21 protein-coding genes are annotated in these 15,943 nt (G+C 49.2%); 14 read left to right on the top strand and 7 right to left on the bottom strand.

Annotated elements, in window-relative coordinates:
• Positions 1–6: 6 nt before the first annotated feature.
• The 3 genes from LCM10_RS08640 to pta form a co-directional block, all read right to left on the bottom strand.
• Positions 7–711: an ABC transporter ATP-binding protein gene (locus LCM10_RS08640; protein WP_224875835.1), complete on the bottom strand. Its 705-nt coding sequence runs from the start codon at positions 709–711 to the stop codon at positions 7–9.
• 109 nt (positions 712–820) lie between these two features.
• A complete protein-coding gene (locus LCM10_RS08635; RefSeq protein ID WP_224875834.1) occupies positions 821–1,663 on the bottom strand; it encodes a biotin/lipoate A/B protein ligase family protein in 843 nt (280 codons plus the stop codon).
• Between the two features lie 467 nt (positions 1,664–2,130).
• Complete coding sequence (gene pta / locus LCM10_RS08630) at positions 2,131–3,102, bottom strand: phosphate acetyltransferase (RefSeq protein WP_224875833.1); 972 nt, start codon at positions 3,100–3,102, stop codon at positions 2,131–2,133.
• 385 nt (positions 3,103–3,487) lie between these two features.
• Between pta and hemQ the strand changes: the two genes are divergently transcribed.
• From hemQ to gerQ, 3 genes are all read left to right on the top strand, one after another.
• Positions 3,488–4,231 carry a hydrogen peroxide-dependent heme synthase gene (gene hemQ, locus LCM10_RS08625; RefSeq protein WP_224875832.1) on the top strand — a complete coding sequence of 248 codons (744 nt, stop codon included), beginning with the start codon at positions 3,488–3,490 and terminating at the stop codon, positions 4,229–4,231.
• A 171-nt stretch (positions 4,232–4,402) separates the two neighbouring features.
• Positions 4,403–4,825: a cell wall hydrolase gene (locus tag LCM10_RS08620; protein ID WP_224875831.1), complete on the top strand. Its 423-nt coding sequence runs from the start codon at positions 4,403–4,405 to the stop codon at positions 4,823–4,825.
• A gap of 37 nt (positions 4,826–4,862) precedes the next feature.
• Complete coding sequence (gene gerQ, locus LCM10_RS08615; protein WP_412103389.1) at positions 4,863–5,342, top strand: spore coat protein GerQ; 480 nt, start codon at positions 4,863–4,865, stop codon at positions 5,340–5,342.
• A 113-nt stretch (positions 5,343–5,455) separates the two neighbouring features.
• Here gerQ and LCM10_RS08610 read toward each other — a convergent pair whose 3' ends face one another.
• The 4 genes from LCM10_RS08610 to LCM10_RS08590 form a co-directional block, all read right to left on the bottom strand.
• Positions 5,456–5,827 carry a DUF423 domain-containing protein gene (locus LCM10_RS08610; RefSeq protein ID WP_224875829.1) on the bottom strand — a complete coding sequence of 124 codons (372 nt, stop codon included), beginning with the start codon at positions 5,825–5,827 and terminating at the stop codon, positions 5,456–5,458.
• A 54-nt stretch (positions 5,828–5,881) separates the two neighbouring features.
• Positions 5,882–6,178, bottom strand: coding sequence for a YwdI family protein (locus tag LCM10_RS08605; protein WP_224875828.1), 297 nt, complete (start codon positions 6,176–6,178; stop codon positions 5,882–5,884).
• 330 nt (positions 6,179–6,508) lie between these two features.
• Positions 6,509–7,180: a uracil-DNA glycosylase gene (locus LCM10_RS08595; protein ID WP_224875826.1), complete on the bottom strand. Its 672-nt coding sequence runs from the start codon at positions 7,178–7,180 to the stop codon at positions 6,509–6,511.
• A gap of 16 nt (positions 7,181–7,196) precedes the next feature.
• Positions 7,197–7,949, bottom strand: a complete 753-nt coding sequence (locus LCM10_RS08590) for a DUF4230 domain-containing protein (protein WP_224875825.1) — start codon at positions 7,947–7,949, stop codon at positions 7,197–7,199.
• Positions 7,950–8,154: 205 nt separating this feature from the next.
• Between LCM10_RS08590 and LCM10_RS08585 the strand changes: the two genes are divergently transcribed.
• The 11 genes from LCM10_RS08585 (at position 8,155) to LCM10_RS08535 (ending at position 15,805) form a co-directional block, all read left to right on the top strand.
• Positions 8,155–8,505 (top strand): general stress protein, encoded by a 351-nt coding sequence (locus tag LCM10_RS08585; RefSeq protein WP_224875824.1) that lies wholly within the window; start codon positions 8,155–8,157, stop codon positions 8,503–8,505.
• Between the two features lie 144 nt (positions 8,506–8,649).
• On the top strand, positions 8,650–9,459 hold the full coding sequence (gene pdxK / locus LCM10_RS08580; protein WP_224875823.1) for a pyridoxine/pyridoxal/pyridoxamine kinase: 810 nt from the start codon (positions 8,650–8,652) through the stop codon (positions 9,457–9,459).
• A gap of 162 nt (positions 9,460–9,621) precedes the next feature.
• Positions 9,622–9,969, top strand: coding sequence for a YojF family protein (locus LCM10_RS08575; RefSeq protein ID WP_224875822.1), 348 nt, complete (start codon positions 9,622–9,624; stop codon positions 9,967–9,969).
• Positions 9,970–10,025: 56 nt separating this feature from the next.
• Positions 10,026–10,709 (top strand): bacillithiol biosynthesis deacetylase BshB2, encoded by a 684-nt coding sequence (gene bshB2 / locus LCM10_RS08570; RefSeq protein WP_224875821.1) that lies wholly within the window; start codon positions 10,026–10,028, stop codon positions 10,707–10,709.
• A gap of 206 nt (positions 10,710–10,915) precedes the next feature.
• Positions 10,916–11,644 carry an ABC transporter ATP-binding protein gene (locus tag LCM10_RS08565; RefSeq protein WP_224875820.1) on the top strand — a complete coding sequence of 243 codons (729 nt, stop codon included), beginning with the start codon at positions 10,916–10,918 and terminating at the stop codon, positions 11,642–11,644.
• Positions 11,634–12,650, top strand: a complete 1,017-nt coding sequence (locus tag LCM10_RS08560) for an ABC transporter permease (RefSeq protein WP_224875819.1) — start codon at positions 11,634–11,636, stop codon at positions 12,648–12,650. Before LCM10_RS08565 ends, LCM10_RS08560 begins: the two co-directional genes overlap by 11 nt.
• Positions 12,651–12,679: 29 nt before the next feature.
• Positions 12,680–13,327 carry a TetR/AcrR family transcriptional regulator gene (locus LCM10_RS08555; protein WP_224875818.1) on the top strand — a complete coding sequence of 216 codons (648 nt, stop codon included), beginning with the start codon at positions 12,680–12,682 and terminating at the stop codon, positions 13,325–13,327.
• A 186-nt stretch (positions 13,328–13,513) separates the two neighbouring features.
• Positions 13,514–14,305 carry an SDR family NAD(P)-dependent oxidoreductase gene (locus LCM10_RS08550; protein ID WP_224875817.1) on the top strand — a complete coding sequence of 264 codons (792 nt, stop codon included), beginning with the start codon at positions 13,514–13,516 and terminating at the stop codon, positions 14,303–14,305.
• A 478-nt stretch (positions 14,306–14,783) separates the two neighbouring features.
• The gene (locus tag LCM10_RS08545) at positions 14,784–15,359 is read left to right on the top strand and encodes a sigma-70 family RNA polymerase sigma factor (protein WP_224875816.1); all 576 of its coding nucleotides are present in this window, start codon (positions 14,784–14,786) and stop codon (positions 15,357–15,359) included.
• Positions 15,356–15,601 (top strand): hypothetical protein, encoded by a 246-nt coding sequence (locus LCM10_RS08540; protein WP_224875815.1) that lies wholly within the window; start codon positions 15,356–15,358, stop codon positions 15,599–15,601. Before LCM10_RS08545 ends, LCM10_RS08540 begins: the two co-directional genes overlap by 4 nt.
• 39 nt (positions 15,602–15,640) lie before the next feature.
• On the top strand, positions 15,641–15,805 hold the full coding sequence (locus LCM10_RS08535; protein ID WP_224875814.1) for a YvrJ family protein: 165 nt from the start codon (positions 15,641–15,643) through the stop codon (positions 15,803–15,805).
• Positions 15,806–15,943: the final 138 nt, after the last annotated feature.

The following is a 15,943-nucleotide window of genomic DNA, read 5'->3' as shown; positions in this document are numbered from 1 at the left end:
AACCCGCTAGCCTGCATCGTATTCACGCTCCGTCAGCACATCAAAGCAATCGAAGAGCGACCCCTCTTTCAATCCACTGTCTTCCTGGACCTCGTCCAATTTCCCCTGCACGACGAGGCGACCATTTGAAATGAGCACAAACCGGTCACAGATCTTCTCTGCCGTATCGAGCACATGAGTCGACATCAGGATGCCTGCCCCGCGCTCTTTTTCCTTTTCAATCAGCTGCAAAAGCTTCTTCGTGGCACTCGGATCGAGTCCCATGAACGGCTCGTCGATGATATACAGATCCGGCTTCTTCAGGAATGCCAGGATCAGCATCACCTTCTGCTGCATCCCTTTCGAAAAATTCTCGGGATAATGATGGATCCGCTGCGAGAGCTGAAATAGATCCAGAAGCCTTTTCGCCTCCAATTTGAATTCCTCTTCATCCACCTCGAGTGTGGACTGGAGAAAGTCGATATGCTCCCATAAAGTCAGGCGGTCATAGAAAATCGGCCGCTCCGGTATGTATGCATAGTCCTTCAAGTCGACCGAGCCGTCCACATGCGGAAGGACCCCGAGTATCGCCTTCACCGTCGAGCTTTTCCCGGCACCATTCGGCCCGATCAGCCCGACAAGTTCCCCAGGCCCGACCGCGAATCCGATATCCTTCAATACAGGCATCCCGTTACGATAGCCCGCTTCCTTTAAATCAACCGTTAAATACACGCTGTTCTCCTCCAATCAATCGTAACTATTCATACGATTTCAAGGAGTGAAAGTTTCATTTTTTTCCAATAGAAAAGATCCAGTGACCGCTGGCCGCTGGATCTTCCCATCATTTCAATACTTTGTCGTTCCGCTCGACGACTCTTTGGTAGTAGGCCTCATACATCGCATACTCCCCGCCTTGAAGGGCGCTCGAATAAATCTCTCCGCTGGACGATTTCAACGCTTGCAGGAACCTCAGCATGACATCCGCAACGGACAATTCCACTCCCAATAACTCTGAAAGCGAAGCCATCACTTCTGGCCTTATGTTCGGGAACGTGAATTTCGTCACTTCCCCTCGGAGCCCCGTGTCATAAAAGGTCCTGATCAAATCCGCCCGTTCCGATCCGCTTCCGTTCACACACAGATAAATCTGAACCGCCACGCCATTCCGGATCCGGCGCTGCGAGATCCCGGCAAACTTCCGGTCCCCGATACTCAAATCATAACTACCTGGACAATACGACTCCGTGATTTCCTTCGCCTCGATCTCGACATCGAAGTCCTTGAACATCTCACGGACAAGAAGCCACATCGCATCATAGCCGCGATTGATATCGATCCCCTTATCGGAATCAGGGAACACCAATGAGAGATTCAGGACCCCTTCGTCCAGTACAACCGCGAGACCACCCGAGTTCCGCACAATATATTGATAACCCGCTTCCTCCAACACGCCTAACGCATCGGATAGAAACGGCAGCTTCGTATCCTGTATCCCAAGCACCACCGTCCGATGATGGACCCATGAACGCGCCGCCGGGTCGGACTCCCCCGCTCCCACAGCCGTACACAACGTATCATCCATCGCAAAAGACTGCAGAGCACCGAACATCGGCCCGAGACTCGACTGATCGATCACCCTCCACTTTTCCTGACGAAGCAGTGCATATGCTTTTTCCTTATCCATACCGTTTCTCCTTCACTGAAAACATGCGGGATTATTATATCATAAGTTGGTGTGGGGGAGGAAAAGGTTGGCGGGGGGATTTGGTTGATGGCGGGGTTGTGGGTGCCAGGTACAGAATGGGGGTTTTGTGCCTGGCACAATGAGCCCTATTTGTGCCTGGCACTGAGCGCAATCATTGAGCCTGGCTCAACCAAGCCAAAACGAGCCTGGCTCAGATTCCCCATTTTGAACCAGGCTCAAAACACCCGATCGAGCCAGGCACCCTCGTTCCAACGATGTACCTGGTACAAAAACGCTTACGTGTACCAGGTACACCATCCCCCTTTTGTACCTGGTACACCAACACCCAATTGTACCTGGTACAAAACCACCCCACTGTACCAGGTACACACCCCAAACCACACCCCCGCAACAATACCCCACAAAAAAAGCCGGACTCCCCAAAAGAAGTCCAGCTCCCACACTCCTTACAGCGCCTGTGCAGCCGTAATCAATGCTAGTTTATATACATCTTCCTCGTTGCATCCGCGGGAAAGGTCGTTTACAGGGGCGTTCAATCCTTGAAGGATCGGGCCGACTGCTTCGAAGTTTCCGAGGCGTTGAGCGATTTTGTAGCCGATGTTCCCTGCTTCGAGGCTTGGGAATACGAATACGTTTGCGTTTCCTTGGATGTCTGCGCCAGGTGCTTTTTTCTCGGCAACGGACGGTACGAACGCTGCGTCGAATTGGAATTCTCCGTCGATTGTGAGCTCAGGTGCTTTGTCCTTCGCTACCTTCACGGCTTCGACGACTTTTTCGGTTTCAGCTGATTTTGCTGAGCCTTTTGTGGAGAAGCTGAGCATCGCGACACGAGGGTCGATATCGAACATATCCGCCGTTTTGGCACTTTCGATCGCGATTTCGGCAAGGTCCTGGCTGTCAGGGGAGATGTTGATCGCACAGTCAGCGAATACATACTTCTCATCGCCACGCACCATGATGAATACGCCGGATGTCTTTCTTACGCCTTCTTTTGTCTTGATGATCTGAAGGGCTGGGCGGACCGTGTCAGCCGTTGAGTGTGCCGCTCCACTTACAAGGCCGTGTGCTTGTCCTGTGTAAACAAGCATTGTACCGAAGTAGTTGCCGTCTAGAAGGATCTTCTTCGCATCTTCTTCCGTCGCTTTTCCTTTACGGCGTTCAACGAAGCTCTTCACAAGGTCATCCATGCCGTCGAATTCAGCGGGATCGACCACTTCACAGCCGTCAAGCTTGACGCCTGACTCGTCTGCAACCGCTTGGACTTCTGCTGTATTTCCGACGATGATCGGTGTCAGAATGCCGTCGCTTGCAAGGCGTGATGCCGCGCGCACGATGCGCTCATCCTTGCCTTCAGGGAAGACGATCTTCAATTCTTTGCCTTTGATTTTATCTGTCAGTGTTGTAAATAAGTTACTCAATAGAGGAACCTCCTTGATTTATACATATCCATTCTTAGAATACTCTACTCATATAGGAATTCAAGGAAAAGGCAGAATGTTATCGGTTACAAGTTAAAAGTCTTTGTTTTCAAACTATTCCTCTTTCCCTCTCATCAATTCCTTACCCCGGTTGGCATCGGGATACTCCACTATGTAAGCCCTCTTTAGTGTGTTCTGTAAAAGCGCTTCCTATCCTTTATTTGTGCCATTTTAACGACATTTGGGTTTCGTATTCTTTCTCTTTGTCCAAACTATGATATAGTAAATTCGGAAGGTGATTTTCGTTGTTGGGATGAAATCCTTTTTTTACATAACCGATGATGAAATGAGCCAGGTGGATAAAGATGTTAAGGAGTGATTGAACATGCCAGAACCAGCACAAACGTTGGATGGTTGGTACTCACTGCATGATTTCCGTGCGATGGATTGGACGTCATGGAAGATGCTGCCCGCTGAAGAGAGGGACGCGGCGATCAGTGAATATCACCGTTTCTTAGATAAGTTGAACAGTACGCAGGAAGCGAAGGAAGGAAGCCACGCCCTTTACACGATCGTGGGTCAGAAAGCGGATTTCATGCTGATGATCCTTCGTCCGACGATGGAGGAATTGAATGAGCTTGAGAACGAATTCAACAAGCTGAAGATTGCTGAATTCACGATTCCGACATTCTCATACGTGTCCGTCGTCGAGCTTGGGAACTACATGCCGACAGAAGGCGATCCGTATGACAATCCGTATGTGAAGGAGCGCATTTATCCGATTCTGCCAAAGGCGAAACACGTCTGCTTCTATCCAATGGACAAGCGCCGCCAAGGCAATGATAACTGGTACATGCTCCCGATGGAAGATCGTCGCGAAATGATGAAGAGCCACGGTATGATCGGTCGTCAATACGCGGGCAAGGTCAAGCAGATCATCACCGGTTCAGTCGGATTCGATGACTACGAATGGGGCGTGACGCTATTTGCCGATGACGTCCTTCAATTCAAGAAGCTCGTATACGAGATGCGCTTTGATGAAGTAAGTGCTCGTTACGGTGAGTTCGGTGCATTCTATGTCGGGAATCTGTTAGAAGAAGACAAGATTGCGAAGTTCCTTGAAGTCTAATTCGATTTTTAAAAAAGCACGTGGATCCTGGATCCCGTGCTTTTTTTCATGCTAGAGGAAGGCCCCCACTCAAATAAAAACAACCTCCCAATAAATAAGAATATCTTTTCCCATAAAGACATAGACATTGAATAGTGAGACATAAAGCATCTTCTGAATAGAGGTGGGAAGATGGGTGTGATTCCTTATAACGAGAAGGAAGTGAAGCTCCTTGCTCGATTGATGAGGGCTGAAGCCGAGGGTGATGGTGAGCTTGGGATGTTGATGGTGGGAAATGTCGGGGTCAACCGTGTAAGGGCGAAGTGCCTTGATTTCAAGAACATTAGCTCCCTGCAAAAAATGGTGTTCCAGAATCCCGGTGGGTTTGAAGCCACCCAGAAGGGATATTTCTATCAACGTGCGAGGGAGAAGGATATCTCGCTTGCGAGAAAGACAATCAAAGGCAGCAGATACCACCCGGCGGAATATTCATTGTGGTTTTTCAGGCCTGAGGGCGGATGTCCTGGCCAATGGTACAATCAATCGAATTCCGGCCGTTATAAAGCCCACTGCTTCTTTGTTCCGACCAGGGCGGATTGTCCAAGTGTCTACTGATGAAGATCAGGCTTTTTAGTTTCGTATTTTCATGATTATGAAGGAGGTCAATCACTTGTCGAATAACCAATCCAACCCTTATTACGGAGGGTATAACCAATCTGCGTATGATCCGTATCGTCAATTTTACAATACCGGAGTGCAGGGGCAGCCCCAGCAAGGGCAACCTCAATACTATCAAACGCCTCCCGCGCAGCAGAACGCAAAGGCACCGACGCAAAATGTTCCGGGCATGCTCCCGATCGAAGAGTCCTATATCGAGAACATCCTGCGCCTGAACAAAGGGAAGGTCGCGACTGTATACACCACATTCGAGAACAATACAAAATGGAATGCAAAAGTCTTCAAGGGCATCATCGAAGCCGCCGGGCGTGATCACCTCATCCTGAGTGATCCGGAGAACGGAACGCGCTACCTCATCCCGATGATCTACTTGGATTACATCACATTCGATGAAGAAATCGAGTACGAATACCCATTCGGGGCAGGCGGACTGACCAACTACTCACAACGATAAAGAACGACCCTAAAGTGTTCAAATCATTTTGGACACTTTTTCACATGAAAGGCCCGTCCCTCACCGCTTTAAAGCGGTGAGGGACGGGCCTTCGTTCATTGTGTATCAGGCGATTACATCGTTTTCGCAGCGAAAACGATGAGCAGCACCCAGCCTGCGAGGAAGCTTACGCCGCCAAGTGGCGTGATGGCCCCCAGGATTTTAATGCCCGAGATGCTGAGCACATACAGGCTACCCGAGAACAGGATCGTACCGATCAGCATCAGCCAGCCCGACCATGATAATAACGATGTCGGGGAAACCGTCCCCATCAACACACCGATGATCAGAATCCCGATCGCATGGAACATCTGATAAAGAACAGCTGTGTTCCATGTGTCTATGTACTTCTGCTCGATCTTGCCTTCAAGTGCATGTGCACCGAAAGCGCCGAGTCCAACCGACAAGAATGCACTCAACGCTCCTATGATGATGAATGTCTTCATCTCTCTCCCCCTCCCTTCTACTAACGGTCTATTGTTTCAAATGGACCCGACACATCAAAAATCGAATAGCGAGTCCCCATTCGCTCCATCATCCGTTTCCAGCGGTTCTTCCTTCTGGACCGACACCGGCCTCTCTACAGACTGTTGCTGCTGAGGGGTGAAAGGCACCATTTGCTGAGTCTGTACGGGTGCAGTGAACGTCCCGCCTCCATTGTTTTCTTCAAGGAGGACTTCACACAACACTTTGATCGAATGTATATGTTCTCGAATCTGCTGGGATTTCTCCGCAGATTTCGCTTTACCCAGTTCTCGTTCAATGCTCTTGATCACACTTTGATGAGGGATATTCATCCACGCGCCTCCTTTCATGTGCACGAGATTTCATTTGTTACCACATCATAATCCTAATTCTAAATCAAAGAATAATCAAATATGTTTCGATGAAGATTTAGGTGAAAACTTCAAACAAGGACGGCCCGAAGAACGGAGGACCACCGCGGAAGGCATCGCTTTCGTCTTGAAGCCATATCCTTTGCATCCCCGTGGATGGGCAGGCTCCCACGTTGTATAAAAATAGCAACATTTAAAGCAATTGACTGCTTGCTCCTTATTCAATCCTCTCGCCTCCCACGGGGCCGATCATTGCGCGGGGATCACGATGTTTCACGTGAAACAAATCCCCTATTTCACGCACCAGTCGATTGGTTCAAGCCCCTTTTCTTTTAAAAATTGATTTGCCCTTGAATACGGTCTGCTTCCGAAGAACCCCCGGTGCGCAGATAGTGGACTTGGATGCGGAGCGGTGATCACCCCATGTTTACTTTCATCGATCAACGCCCGTTTGCCCTGGGCCGGTTTTCCCCATAACAGGAACACCATCGGTTCCTCCCGCTCATTGAGGAGTGTGATGACCCGGTCCGTGAACGTCTCCCATCCATTACCGCGATGGGAATGGGCCTTCCCCTCTTCGACGGTCAACACGGTATTCAGAAGGAGGACACCCTGTTTCGCCCACTTCACTAGCGACCCGTGCCGGGGGATGCTGCACCCGATATCTGCCTCAAGCTCTTTATACATATTCCGAAGGGACGGAGGCAGCTTGACCCCTTTTTTCACTGAAAAACTGAGCCCCTCCGCCTGATTCGGCCCATGATAGGGATCCTGTCCGAGTAAGACCACCTTTACATCATGATACGCCGTATAATGAAACGCATTGAACACATCGTCCATGGATGGATGCGTGTTCTTCGTTTCATATTCATTTTTCAGCCATTCTCTCAAGTTTAAATAATACTCTTTCTGAAGCTCCTCTCCCAGAACCTCAGACCAATCGTTTTGAAAAACGGAAGACACGGTCAGACACTCCCCTCTAGTCCTCAAATGTAATAATCACATCATAACCCAACTGTTCAAAAAAGCCCTTCAATGACTTCTCGGCATTTTTCTCGGCTGCGGTCAGGATCCCTTGCTCGACCGCCTCCTGACTGATCATGTCCTTCGCCACTTCAGCAAGGGCGAATCCTTCATTCCAGTCAACATCATTCCTGAAGATCCCTTCGACCGAAAACGTTTTGATCCCGTCTGTATCAATCGAAGGCTCCTGAAGGATTTCCGCACGGGGCAGCGTGAGTTCGATTTCCTTCTTCACGTCATCCACGACTATATCGTCCCCGTCCACTTGCTGTAAATCCACTCCGGCAAGGACCGTCCCCGGTACCACCATCAACAGCTTCCGCTTTGTCCCCGGAAGATCGGCACTGATTTCTTTCCCGAATAGCTGATTGTCCTCTTGTTCGATGACGGCTTTCACAAAGCCCTGTGCAGTGGCGAGTGAACTCATGTCCTGGATCCGCTCGACAAACGAGCCCCTTTCCTCTGTAAATGTCGAGCCTCCGAGCCATGCATACATCCCGGCTGCCGTCCCCCCTACCAGTATGATGATCACGAGGAGGAGGATCAGGAATCGATTCTTCCAGAGTCCGAGGATCGAGCGTCCCGGCATACGGAAATTCCGTTCTCTTCTATGTTTGACAGCCATTGTGGCACTTGTTTCTCTTTCATTTGCTTTCAACTCTTCCAATATTGCTTCCATCTGCTGGATCTTTTCATATTGAGTACTCAAGAGCGTTCACCTTCCTTCTCTCTATTATAAGGAAATTTGTCGAATCTTGGAAACAATAATTCTCTTTAATAGAGTTACTAGATTATGGAAGTTTCACTGTTTTTGCAGCGGGTAAGACAGAAATAAGATGTTCAACAGAAGGGGCTTCATGAAATTCAACCTGGAGAGCACCATCAAACGTTTATTAGAGGAGGTCTACTAATCAATGTATAAAGTGGAACTTGCAGAAAATGTAGTCGGAGCCAAGACGAAAATCGAAGCATTGACAACTGAAGGTTACTCAAAAGACGAAATCTATCTGTTCGCACACGACAAACATCGCTCGGAGGATCTCACCGAAGGGACAGGCACGGAAACCATCGGGATGAAGGAACAAGGTTGGATCGAAAGCGTTGGCAATCTGTTCAAAAGCCGCGGAGATGAACTCCGTGACAAAATGAAAGCCGTCGGCATGAACCGGACCGAAGCAGATACCTACGAAGAAGAGCTGGACAAAGGGAAACTCGTCATCGTTGCCACCAAAGAGGCAAACACAAACAACCCAAAACCATTCTGACCCCGAAGGTACGTCCCTCATCGCGTTAAAGCGGTGAGGGACGTACCTTCATCATGGTGGGTAAGAAAAGTTGTAATTCCACCTGCGGTATTATATCCTTTATTCAGACGAATTTGGACATGAAACCATAGGAGGTAATTACCCATGACATTGAAAAAAACCTTAACGATTGCAGGATCGGATACAAGCGGCGGAGCCGGCATCCAGGCAGACCTGAAAACATTCCAGGAGCACGGTGTGTATGGAATGACGGCACTGACGACGGTCGTGACGATGGATCCGAACAACCACTGGCACCATAACGTCCATCCCCTTTCGATCGATACACTGGAAGCACAATTGGAGACGGTCCTTTCCGTAGGGATCGACGCGATGAAGACCGGTATGCTCGGAACGGTCGAGATCATCGAGCTTGCGGCGAAAAAAATCGACCAGTTCGGTTTGGATAAAGTCGTGATCGACCCGGTCATGGTTTGTAAAGGGGAAGACGAGGTCCTGAACCCTGAAACGACCGACGCCATGAGGGAGCACCTCCTGCAGCGCGCAACGGTTGTGACGCCGAACCTATTCGAAGCTGGACAGCTTGCCGGGACAGGTCCGATCAAGACGATCGACGGCTTGAAGGAAGCGGCTAAGAAAATCCACGACCTTGGTGCGAAGAACGTTGTCATCAAAGGCGGCAAACAACTGCAACACGACAAGGCGCTTGACCTTTTCTATGATGGGAACGAATTCACGCTCCTAGAAGAAGAAAAAGTGGAAACGTCGTATAATCACGGTGCAGGCTGTACGTTTGCAGCAGCCATCACGTCCAACCTTGCCAACGGGCAAGAGGTGAAGGAAGCCGTTGAAAACGCAAAATCATTCGTCACGGCTGCCATCAAGCACGGATTCAAACTGAATGAATATGTCGGCCCTGTGATGCACGGAGCTTATAACCGTTTCGAGAACTAATCTCGGGAAGGCTTTCGGGTGCCAGGCACAAAACGACCGTTTTGTGCCTGGCACCCTTTTTTACATCCCCCTCTCGAACAGACTTTTCGCAATCGCTGAAGAACTTTAGTAAAATGGTACATAATACGTAAGAGTCTTTTCTGTACCTAAGGAGGAAATGGAATGGAACCGATCAAGATTGCCGACGTGCAGGGATTGATCAATCAATTCGCCCGTCAGGATGTCTATATACATTTGGAAACGACGAACGGAGCCTATGCCGCTCACTTCAACGAAGGCTTCTTCAACGCCGGTGCCTATATCCGGAACGCGAAAGTCAACTATGAGCATGGAAAAATCATCGGGGACGGTCCTTTCCGTGTCGGATTGAAGATCGAACTCGGCTGGATTTACGCAGAGGGCCTCACCCACTACGAGATGGATGAGCACGGACGCCTGTTGATGGCCGGTCACGGATCGGATGGAAAATTGGCCGTCGCCCTCGAAATCAGCCCTGTACCGTTCAGCTGACTTCAGCTCGCTAGAATCAAATCGGATAAGTACATGTAAGAAAAGGAGAGTCAATAATGGAACAAGAAAATAGAGTCCTTGTCATCTTCCCGCATCCGGATGATGAAGCATTCGGTGTTTCAGGTACGATTTCAACGCATATCAATAACGGTACACCCGTCACATACGCATGCCTTACGCTCGGTGAAATGGGACGCAACCTCGGGAACCCGCCGTTCGCGACACGCGAGTCGCTTCCCCTCATCCGCAAGAAAGAATTGAAAAAAGCCGCGGAAGCGATGGGCATCACAGACCTTCGCATGATGGGCTACCGTGATAAAACGCTCGAATTTGAAAACGACGAAAAGCTTGCCAACATGGTGACGGGTCTGATCGATGAATTGGATCCTTCCCTGATCATCAGCTTCTATCCAGGCTACTCCGTACACCCGGACCATGAAGCGACGGCTCGTGCGGTCGTCCGCGCAGTGCGCCGACTTCCGAAGGAATCACGCCCGAAACTGCACTGCCTCGCCTTCTCCAAGAACTGCCGTGAAGAGCTTGGGGAACCGGATATCATCAACGATATCACCCCTGTCCGGGACCAGAAGATCAATACGCTGAAAGCTCATATCTCTCAAACCGCATGGATGCTGAAGGACCTTGAGAAAGGCCTTAAAGTGAACGATCCGGAAGCATTGAAATGGGTGACGACGGAGAATTTCTGGAGCTATCAATGGGATAACGACCAGGTGGAATAAGGACGAAACAGCAAAGCATGGGACATTCGATGAATGTCCCATGCTTTTTTTATTTTACGCTGTTCCACGACTATTTTTAGCGAAATGGCATATATTTTTATAAAAGTGAGTGATTACTCACTTTACAAATCCAACCAATCGTCATACACTATAAGTGAGTAATCACTCACTATTAGACCGACAACCTCTCGAAAGGTGTGTAGACCATGGATTCGATCATTCAGTTAAACGCAATATCAAAGTCATTCAAAAATCAGGATGTGTTAAACGACATCTCGCTGGATATCCAGCCAGGGGAAATTTACGGACTGCTCGGCCCTTCCGGTTCCGGAAAGACGACCATGATCAAAATGATGATCGGCCTCGAGCTTCCGTCGGAAGGAAGCGTCACATTCAAGGGCAAAGAGCTGAAGGCGAAGGACCTGTACCCTTCCATTGGGTATATGGCGCAGTCCGATGCCCTCTATGAAGAGCTGACGGCGAAGGAGAACCTGTTGTTCACCGCTTCCCTTTACGGCTTATCAAAATCGAAACGAAAAAAGCAAATCGAGAAAGTGATGGAGATGGTCGACCTCCTCCCCCATCTCGACAAACCTGTCAGTCAATACTCAGGTGGCATGAAGAGGAGACTTTCGCTCGCGATCGCCTTGCTGCACGACCCCGACGTCCTTTTCCTCGATGAACCGACCGTCGGGATCGATCCCGTACTGAGAAAAGAGATCTGGGATGGGTTCCACGCCCTCAAGGAAGAAGGCCGGACGATCATCATCACGACACACGTCATGGATGAAGCGGAGCGCTGTGACAGGCTCGGGCTCCTGCAGCACGGGAAAATCATCTCGAGTGACACACCGGATGCGATTAAATCGCAATACGGCGTGAATTCCATCGAAGATGTCTTTTTGAAAAATGGAGGTGTTTCCCTTGAGAATTAGTGGATTCGTTCTGCGCATCATCCGACAGCTTTTCCGTGATAAACGTACACTTGCGCTGATGTTTTTGGCTCCCCTTTTGATCATGACGATGCTTTCGCTCGTGTTTTCTTCCAATGACTATGAAGCGAAAGTGGCGGTCGTCGATGTACCTGCCCCACTTGAGGCAAAGCTCGATCTTAGCGGATTTGAACGCTATGACAAGAAGGACGAAGCACTCGACGCCATCAGGGACGGCGATCTGGACGGATATGTCACCTTCAACACCTCCGGGACCCCAGACATTGTCGTGGAAGGCAGCGACCCGACGGTGAATGGAGCCGTCATGAAGGAAGTGCAGACGTTATTTTCCTCGGACTCTGCCAATCTATCAGATCGAGTGACGTTTTTATATGGAAATGAAGACATGGGGATGTTCGATTCGTTCGGTCCAGTATTGCTTGGATTCTTTGTGTTCTTCTTCGTGTTCCTCGTGAGCGGGGTCTCTTTTTTAAGAGAAAGGACGACCGGGACACTTGAACGGCTATTAACGTCACCGATCAGGATCTGGGAGATGGTCGTCAGCTATGTGCTCGGGTTCGGGATAGTGACACTGCTGCAGGCGGCGTTGATCTCGTGGTATGCGATCTATATCCTCGACATGATGATGGCAGGAAGCTTCTTTAACGTACTGGTCGTCATCGTCCTGTTATCCTTCACAGCCTTGACGCTTGGGATCCTATTGTCCGCTTTTGCCAAAAATGAGTTACAGATGATGCAATTCATCCCGATTGTCGTGATTCCACAGATTTTCTTCTCGGGATTATTCAATCTCGACACGATCTCGGAATGGCTCAGCTGGGTCGGCCCGTTCACGCCGCTCTATTATGCGGCCGGCGCGCTTCGCGATGTGATGATCCGGGGATTCGGGTTCGGCGATCTGCTCTTCAACCTGGCCGTCCTTGCAGGCTTCTCGCTGCTCTTCATCATCCTGAATGTTGCAGCGCTCAAAAAATACCGTAAAATATAAGGTACTAAGACTACGTTAGGGGTTTATGAATGGCTGAGGAAAAAGATATCTTTCAACAATTATTCGAACAAGAAGAAGCCTTCACGGAGAAGCAGCAGAAAATCGTGGAAGCCGCGATCGAAATGTTCGCGGAAAAAGGCTATGCCGCCACTTCCACGAGTCAGATCGCGAAGAAAGCAGGCGTGGCGGAGGGTACCATCTTCCGCCACTATAAAACGAAGAAGGACCTGCTCCTTTCCATCGTTTCACCGACCATCGCGAAACTGATCGCCCCATTCGTGATCCGTGATATCAATAAAGTACTGGACGCCAGGTACGACCGTTACGAAGATTTCCTGAAGGCAATGATCCTGAACCGGCAGGAATTCCTGAAGGACAATATGTCCGCCTTCAAGATCCTGATCCAGGAGATCCCGTTCCATCCCGAGCTGAAGGAGCAATTCAAAGAACACATCGCAACAAAAATCTTTGAAAAATTCACCCTGCTCGTCGACCATTACAAGGAAAAAGGCCAGATCATCGACCTTCCTTCGCCGGCAGTCGTCCGCTTCTCGGCCACGAGCATCTTCGGCCTCCTGCTCGTCCGCTACGTGTTCCTCCCTGAAGAGGACTGGGATGATGAGAAGGAAATCGAGATGACCGTGCAGATGATCATGAATGGTGTGGGGAAAGAATGACCCTTGCTCAAAAGAGCGCTGACTTTGTCAGTGCTCTTTTTTATGGGGAGAAATCGCTTTTCCACTTTAAAGTGCCGCGGGACGTACCTTCGAGTTTTGGTTTAACTGCCTCGCAAATGGTAAGGCTTCGTTTCACCTGCAAGCAACGCGGGTAAACTACTGAACATAGTAGAAGGAGGGATACGATTGAATTTTCCATTTCATGAGGGAACGCTTGAAGGACAGCATATCCTGATCACCGGGGCGACCGGCGGGATCGGGTATGAAGCGGCCAAGGCCGCGGTTGAGGCCGGTGCGCGTGTGACGGTGACAGGCAGGAATGAGGAGAAGTTGAAACGATTGAAGGATGAGTGTGGCGGGGATCGGATCCATGTGGTGACAGCAGATCTTACCTTAAGAGAAGCGCGCACTGAATTAGCGGATTCCGCTGCCGGTACATTCGGTCCGGTCACCGGTCTCGTCAATTCTGCCGGGATCGGCGGCGGGGACACTGTCGAGAATCTCTCGGATGAAGACTTACGAAGCATTATGGAGCTTAATTATTTTTCACTGGTCGCTCTCACACAGATTGTCTATGAGGGCATGAAAAAGGAGAGGAACGGAGCCATCGTCAACATCTCCTCCCTTTCCGGATTGAGGGGCACTCACGGCAATGCTGCGTACAGCGCCTCGAAATTCGCCGTGACGGGCTTCACCCAGGCATTCGCACTCGAAGCGATCGAGCACGGCGTCCGCGTGAATGCGATCTGCCCCAGCTATGTAGACACCGAAATGGGGAGGAACGCCATCAAGTCCAAAGGCGAACGACACGGGCGCAGCTACGAGGAGCAGCTGGAGCTTGCCAAGGAGAGCATCCCTTCAGGGCGACTGACTTCCCCTGAAGAAGTCGCGAACACGATCATCTTTTTGTTGAGTGATGCCGCTCGGAACATCGTCGGTGAGTCGGTCAAAATCTCCGGGGGCAGTGTGATGAGGTGATTTTTCGTGCTTTTCGCCCGCCTTTTACGTTGGGGGCGGGCTATTTTCACTGAATTCACTTATTTTCGGGTGAATTTTAAGAGAATTCATAGTTTCTAAAAGCCAAAAGCAGCTTGCCGAATCCGTATATGATTAAAAACGGAGGTTTTTTGTCAAAAATCTAACTATATTATCAAAACCGGACCTCTTATTATCAAAAATCCAATTATTTTATCAAAACCACATCCGAGACGACCAACTCCACTTCCTACGCGCCTCCTCAATAACTATTTCTCCCTTCAAAGGAAAAATTAGTTCATTCCACCCTTCATAAAAATCCCAATCCATGGTTTAATGAATAGTACATTGGAACGATATTAAATACTGAGGTTGTCATTTTTTTGATGAAGGTTTCTTTATATACTAAAAGCAGGATCAGTATTCTTCGCTTTTTTTTTCGCTAATAAACCGAACATACGTTCTAATGGTGGTGAAAGAATTGGACTCAATAAAAGAGAGATTTTATCGTAGTTATCCGGATTTAAGAGGCAATAAAGCCGTAGAATCGTTTATGACCCGACCCGAACACCAGGAACTTGTACAGGATTTTTTGACTTCGCGGAGTGCTTCAGCAGAGAACTCCCTGAATGAAGCGTTCAAGGCCCATTATTTCGGTATCCGATTCACTTCCTATGTCAGTTCATCCATCTATTTTCATAGCGTCAATTTTGATAAAAAAATCCGCCTTCATCGCGGAAGGCAGCTCCTGACCCTCGATCAGCCGCTTGGGGAAGAAGGCGACGGGAGCTTGAAGGACATGCTTCCGGATCCCGATGGACAAATCCCCTTAAAGGAACAGAGCCTTGATGAGGCAATCAGCAACGACAGCCTGCTCGAAGCCTATAGGAAACTTACGCCAAGACAAAAGAGGATCCTTGATTTAGCTTATATCGAAGAGATGACGGATACCGAGATTGCTAGAACGCTTCTCGTTTCCCGACAGGCGATCTCCAAATCCCACAGAAAAGCGCTGCTATCATTAAAAAAAGACTTGCAGAAAGGAGGGTCTGTATGAACGCCCTATATGACATGGTCAAGGAAGCGCAGCATAATGCTCAATATGAAGTGAATGTGGTACGGACTTTCGAGCCTAAAATCAAAAAATCTCTGCGCTTGACTCAGCTCGAAAACAGGGACGATCTCGAACAGGAACTCAAAATCAAACTGATAGGATATGTTCGTGACTATTCCCTTCAAGACGTCCCCGGCTTATTCGACTTGATAAAGGAGAACGAAAGGAAACGCATTACAGGCTAGGAGGGACATACCTTCAGCCAATCAAAAGGAGGACACACAATGGAGTATACCGTCTTCGTTCAGTTGCTGGGTAACTTTGGCTTTCCGGTTGCCGTCACACTGTTTTTGCTTGTGAAGTTCGAGAAGAAGCTGGAACAGCTCGAGCTCGCCATCCTCGCTCTATCGAAGGATGTTTCCAATCAGGAAGAGAGGAAAAGGAGATAACTGAAAAAAGAGAGATTCCCCCGTTCATCATCATCGGAGTCTCTCTTTTAATAACTCTCCCCCCAGGTAAATAGCACTGTTTTCACCCAACGGAACCCCAATCTAGTACTTTCAAACAAGCAACCCCTCCCCTCTTTT

Origin of the sequence: Rossellomorea aquimaris, assembly GCF_020171925.1 — a bacterium.
Lineage (GTDB): Bacteria > Bacillota > Bacilli > Bacillales > Bacillaceae_B > Rossellomorea > Rossellomorea aquimaris_F.
This window is presented reverse-complemented; position numbering and strand designations above follow the sequence as displayed.

Coding starts and splice junctions, on each gene's coding strand:
- LCM10_RS08635 (WP_224875834.1), bottom strand. CDS start 1,663: ATGGATAAGGAAAAAGCATATGCACTGCTTCGTCAGGAAAAGTGGAGG.
- hemQ (WP_224875832.1), top strand. CDS start 3,488: ATGCCAGAACCAGCACAAACGTTGGATGGTTGGTACTCACTGCATGAT.
- LCM10_RS08620 (WP_224875831.1), top strand. CDS start 4,403: ATGGGTGTGATTCCTTATAACGAGAAGGAAGTGAAGCTCCTTGCTCGA.
- gerQ (WP_412103389.1), top strand. CDS start 4,863: ATGAAGGAGGTCAATCACTTGTCGAATAACCAATCCAACCCTTATTAC.
- LCM10_RS08610 (WP_224875829.1), bottom strand. CDS start 5,827: ATGAAGACATTCATCATCATAGGAGCGTTGAGTGCATTCTTGTCGGTT.
- LCM10_RS08605 (WP_224875828.1), bottom strand. CDS start 6,178: ATGAATATCCCTCATCAAAGTGTGATCAAGAGCATTGAACGAGAACTG.
- LCM10_RS08585 (WP_224875824.1), top strand. CDS start 8,155: ATGTATAAAGTGGAACTTGCAGAAAATGTAGTCGGAGCCAAGACGAAA.
- pdxK (WP_224875823.1), top strand. CDS start 8,650: ATGACATTGAAAAAAACCTTAACGATTGCAGGATCGGATACAAGCGGC.
- LCM10_RS08575 (WP_224875822.1), top strand. CDS start 9,622: ATGGAACCGATCAAGATTGCCGACGTGCAGGGATTGATCAATCAATTC.
- bshB2 (WP_224875821.1), top strand. CDS start 10,026: ATGGAACAAGAAAATAGAGTCCTTGTCATCTTCCCGCATCCGGATGAT.
- LCM10_RS08565 (WP_224875820.1), top strand. CDS start 10,916: ATGGATTCGATCATTCAGTTAAACGCAATATCAAAGTCATTCAAAAAT.
- LCM10_RS08555 (WP_224875818.1), top strand. CDS start 12,680: ATGGCTGAGGAAAAAGATATCTTTCAACAATTATTCGAACAAGAAGAA.
- LCM10_RS08540 (WP_224875815.1), top strand. CDS start 15,356: ATGAACGCCCTATATGACATGGTCAAGGAAGCGCAGCATAATGCTCAA.
- LCM10_RS08535 (WP_224875814.1), top strand. CDS start 15,641: ATGGAGTATACCGTCTTCGTTCAGTTGCTGGGTAACTTTGGCTTTCCG.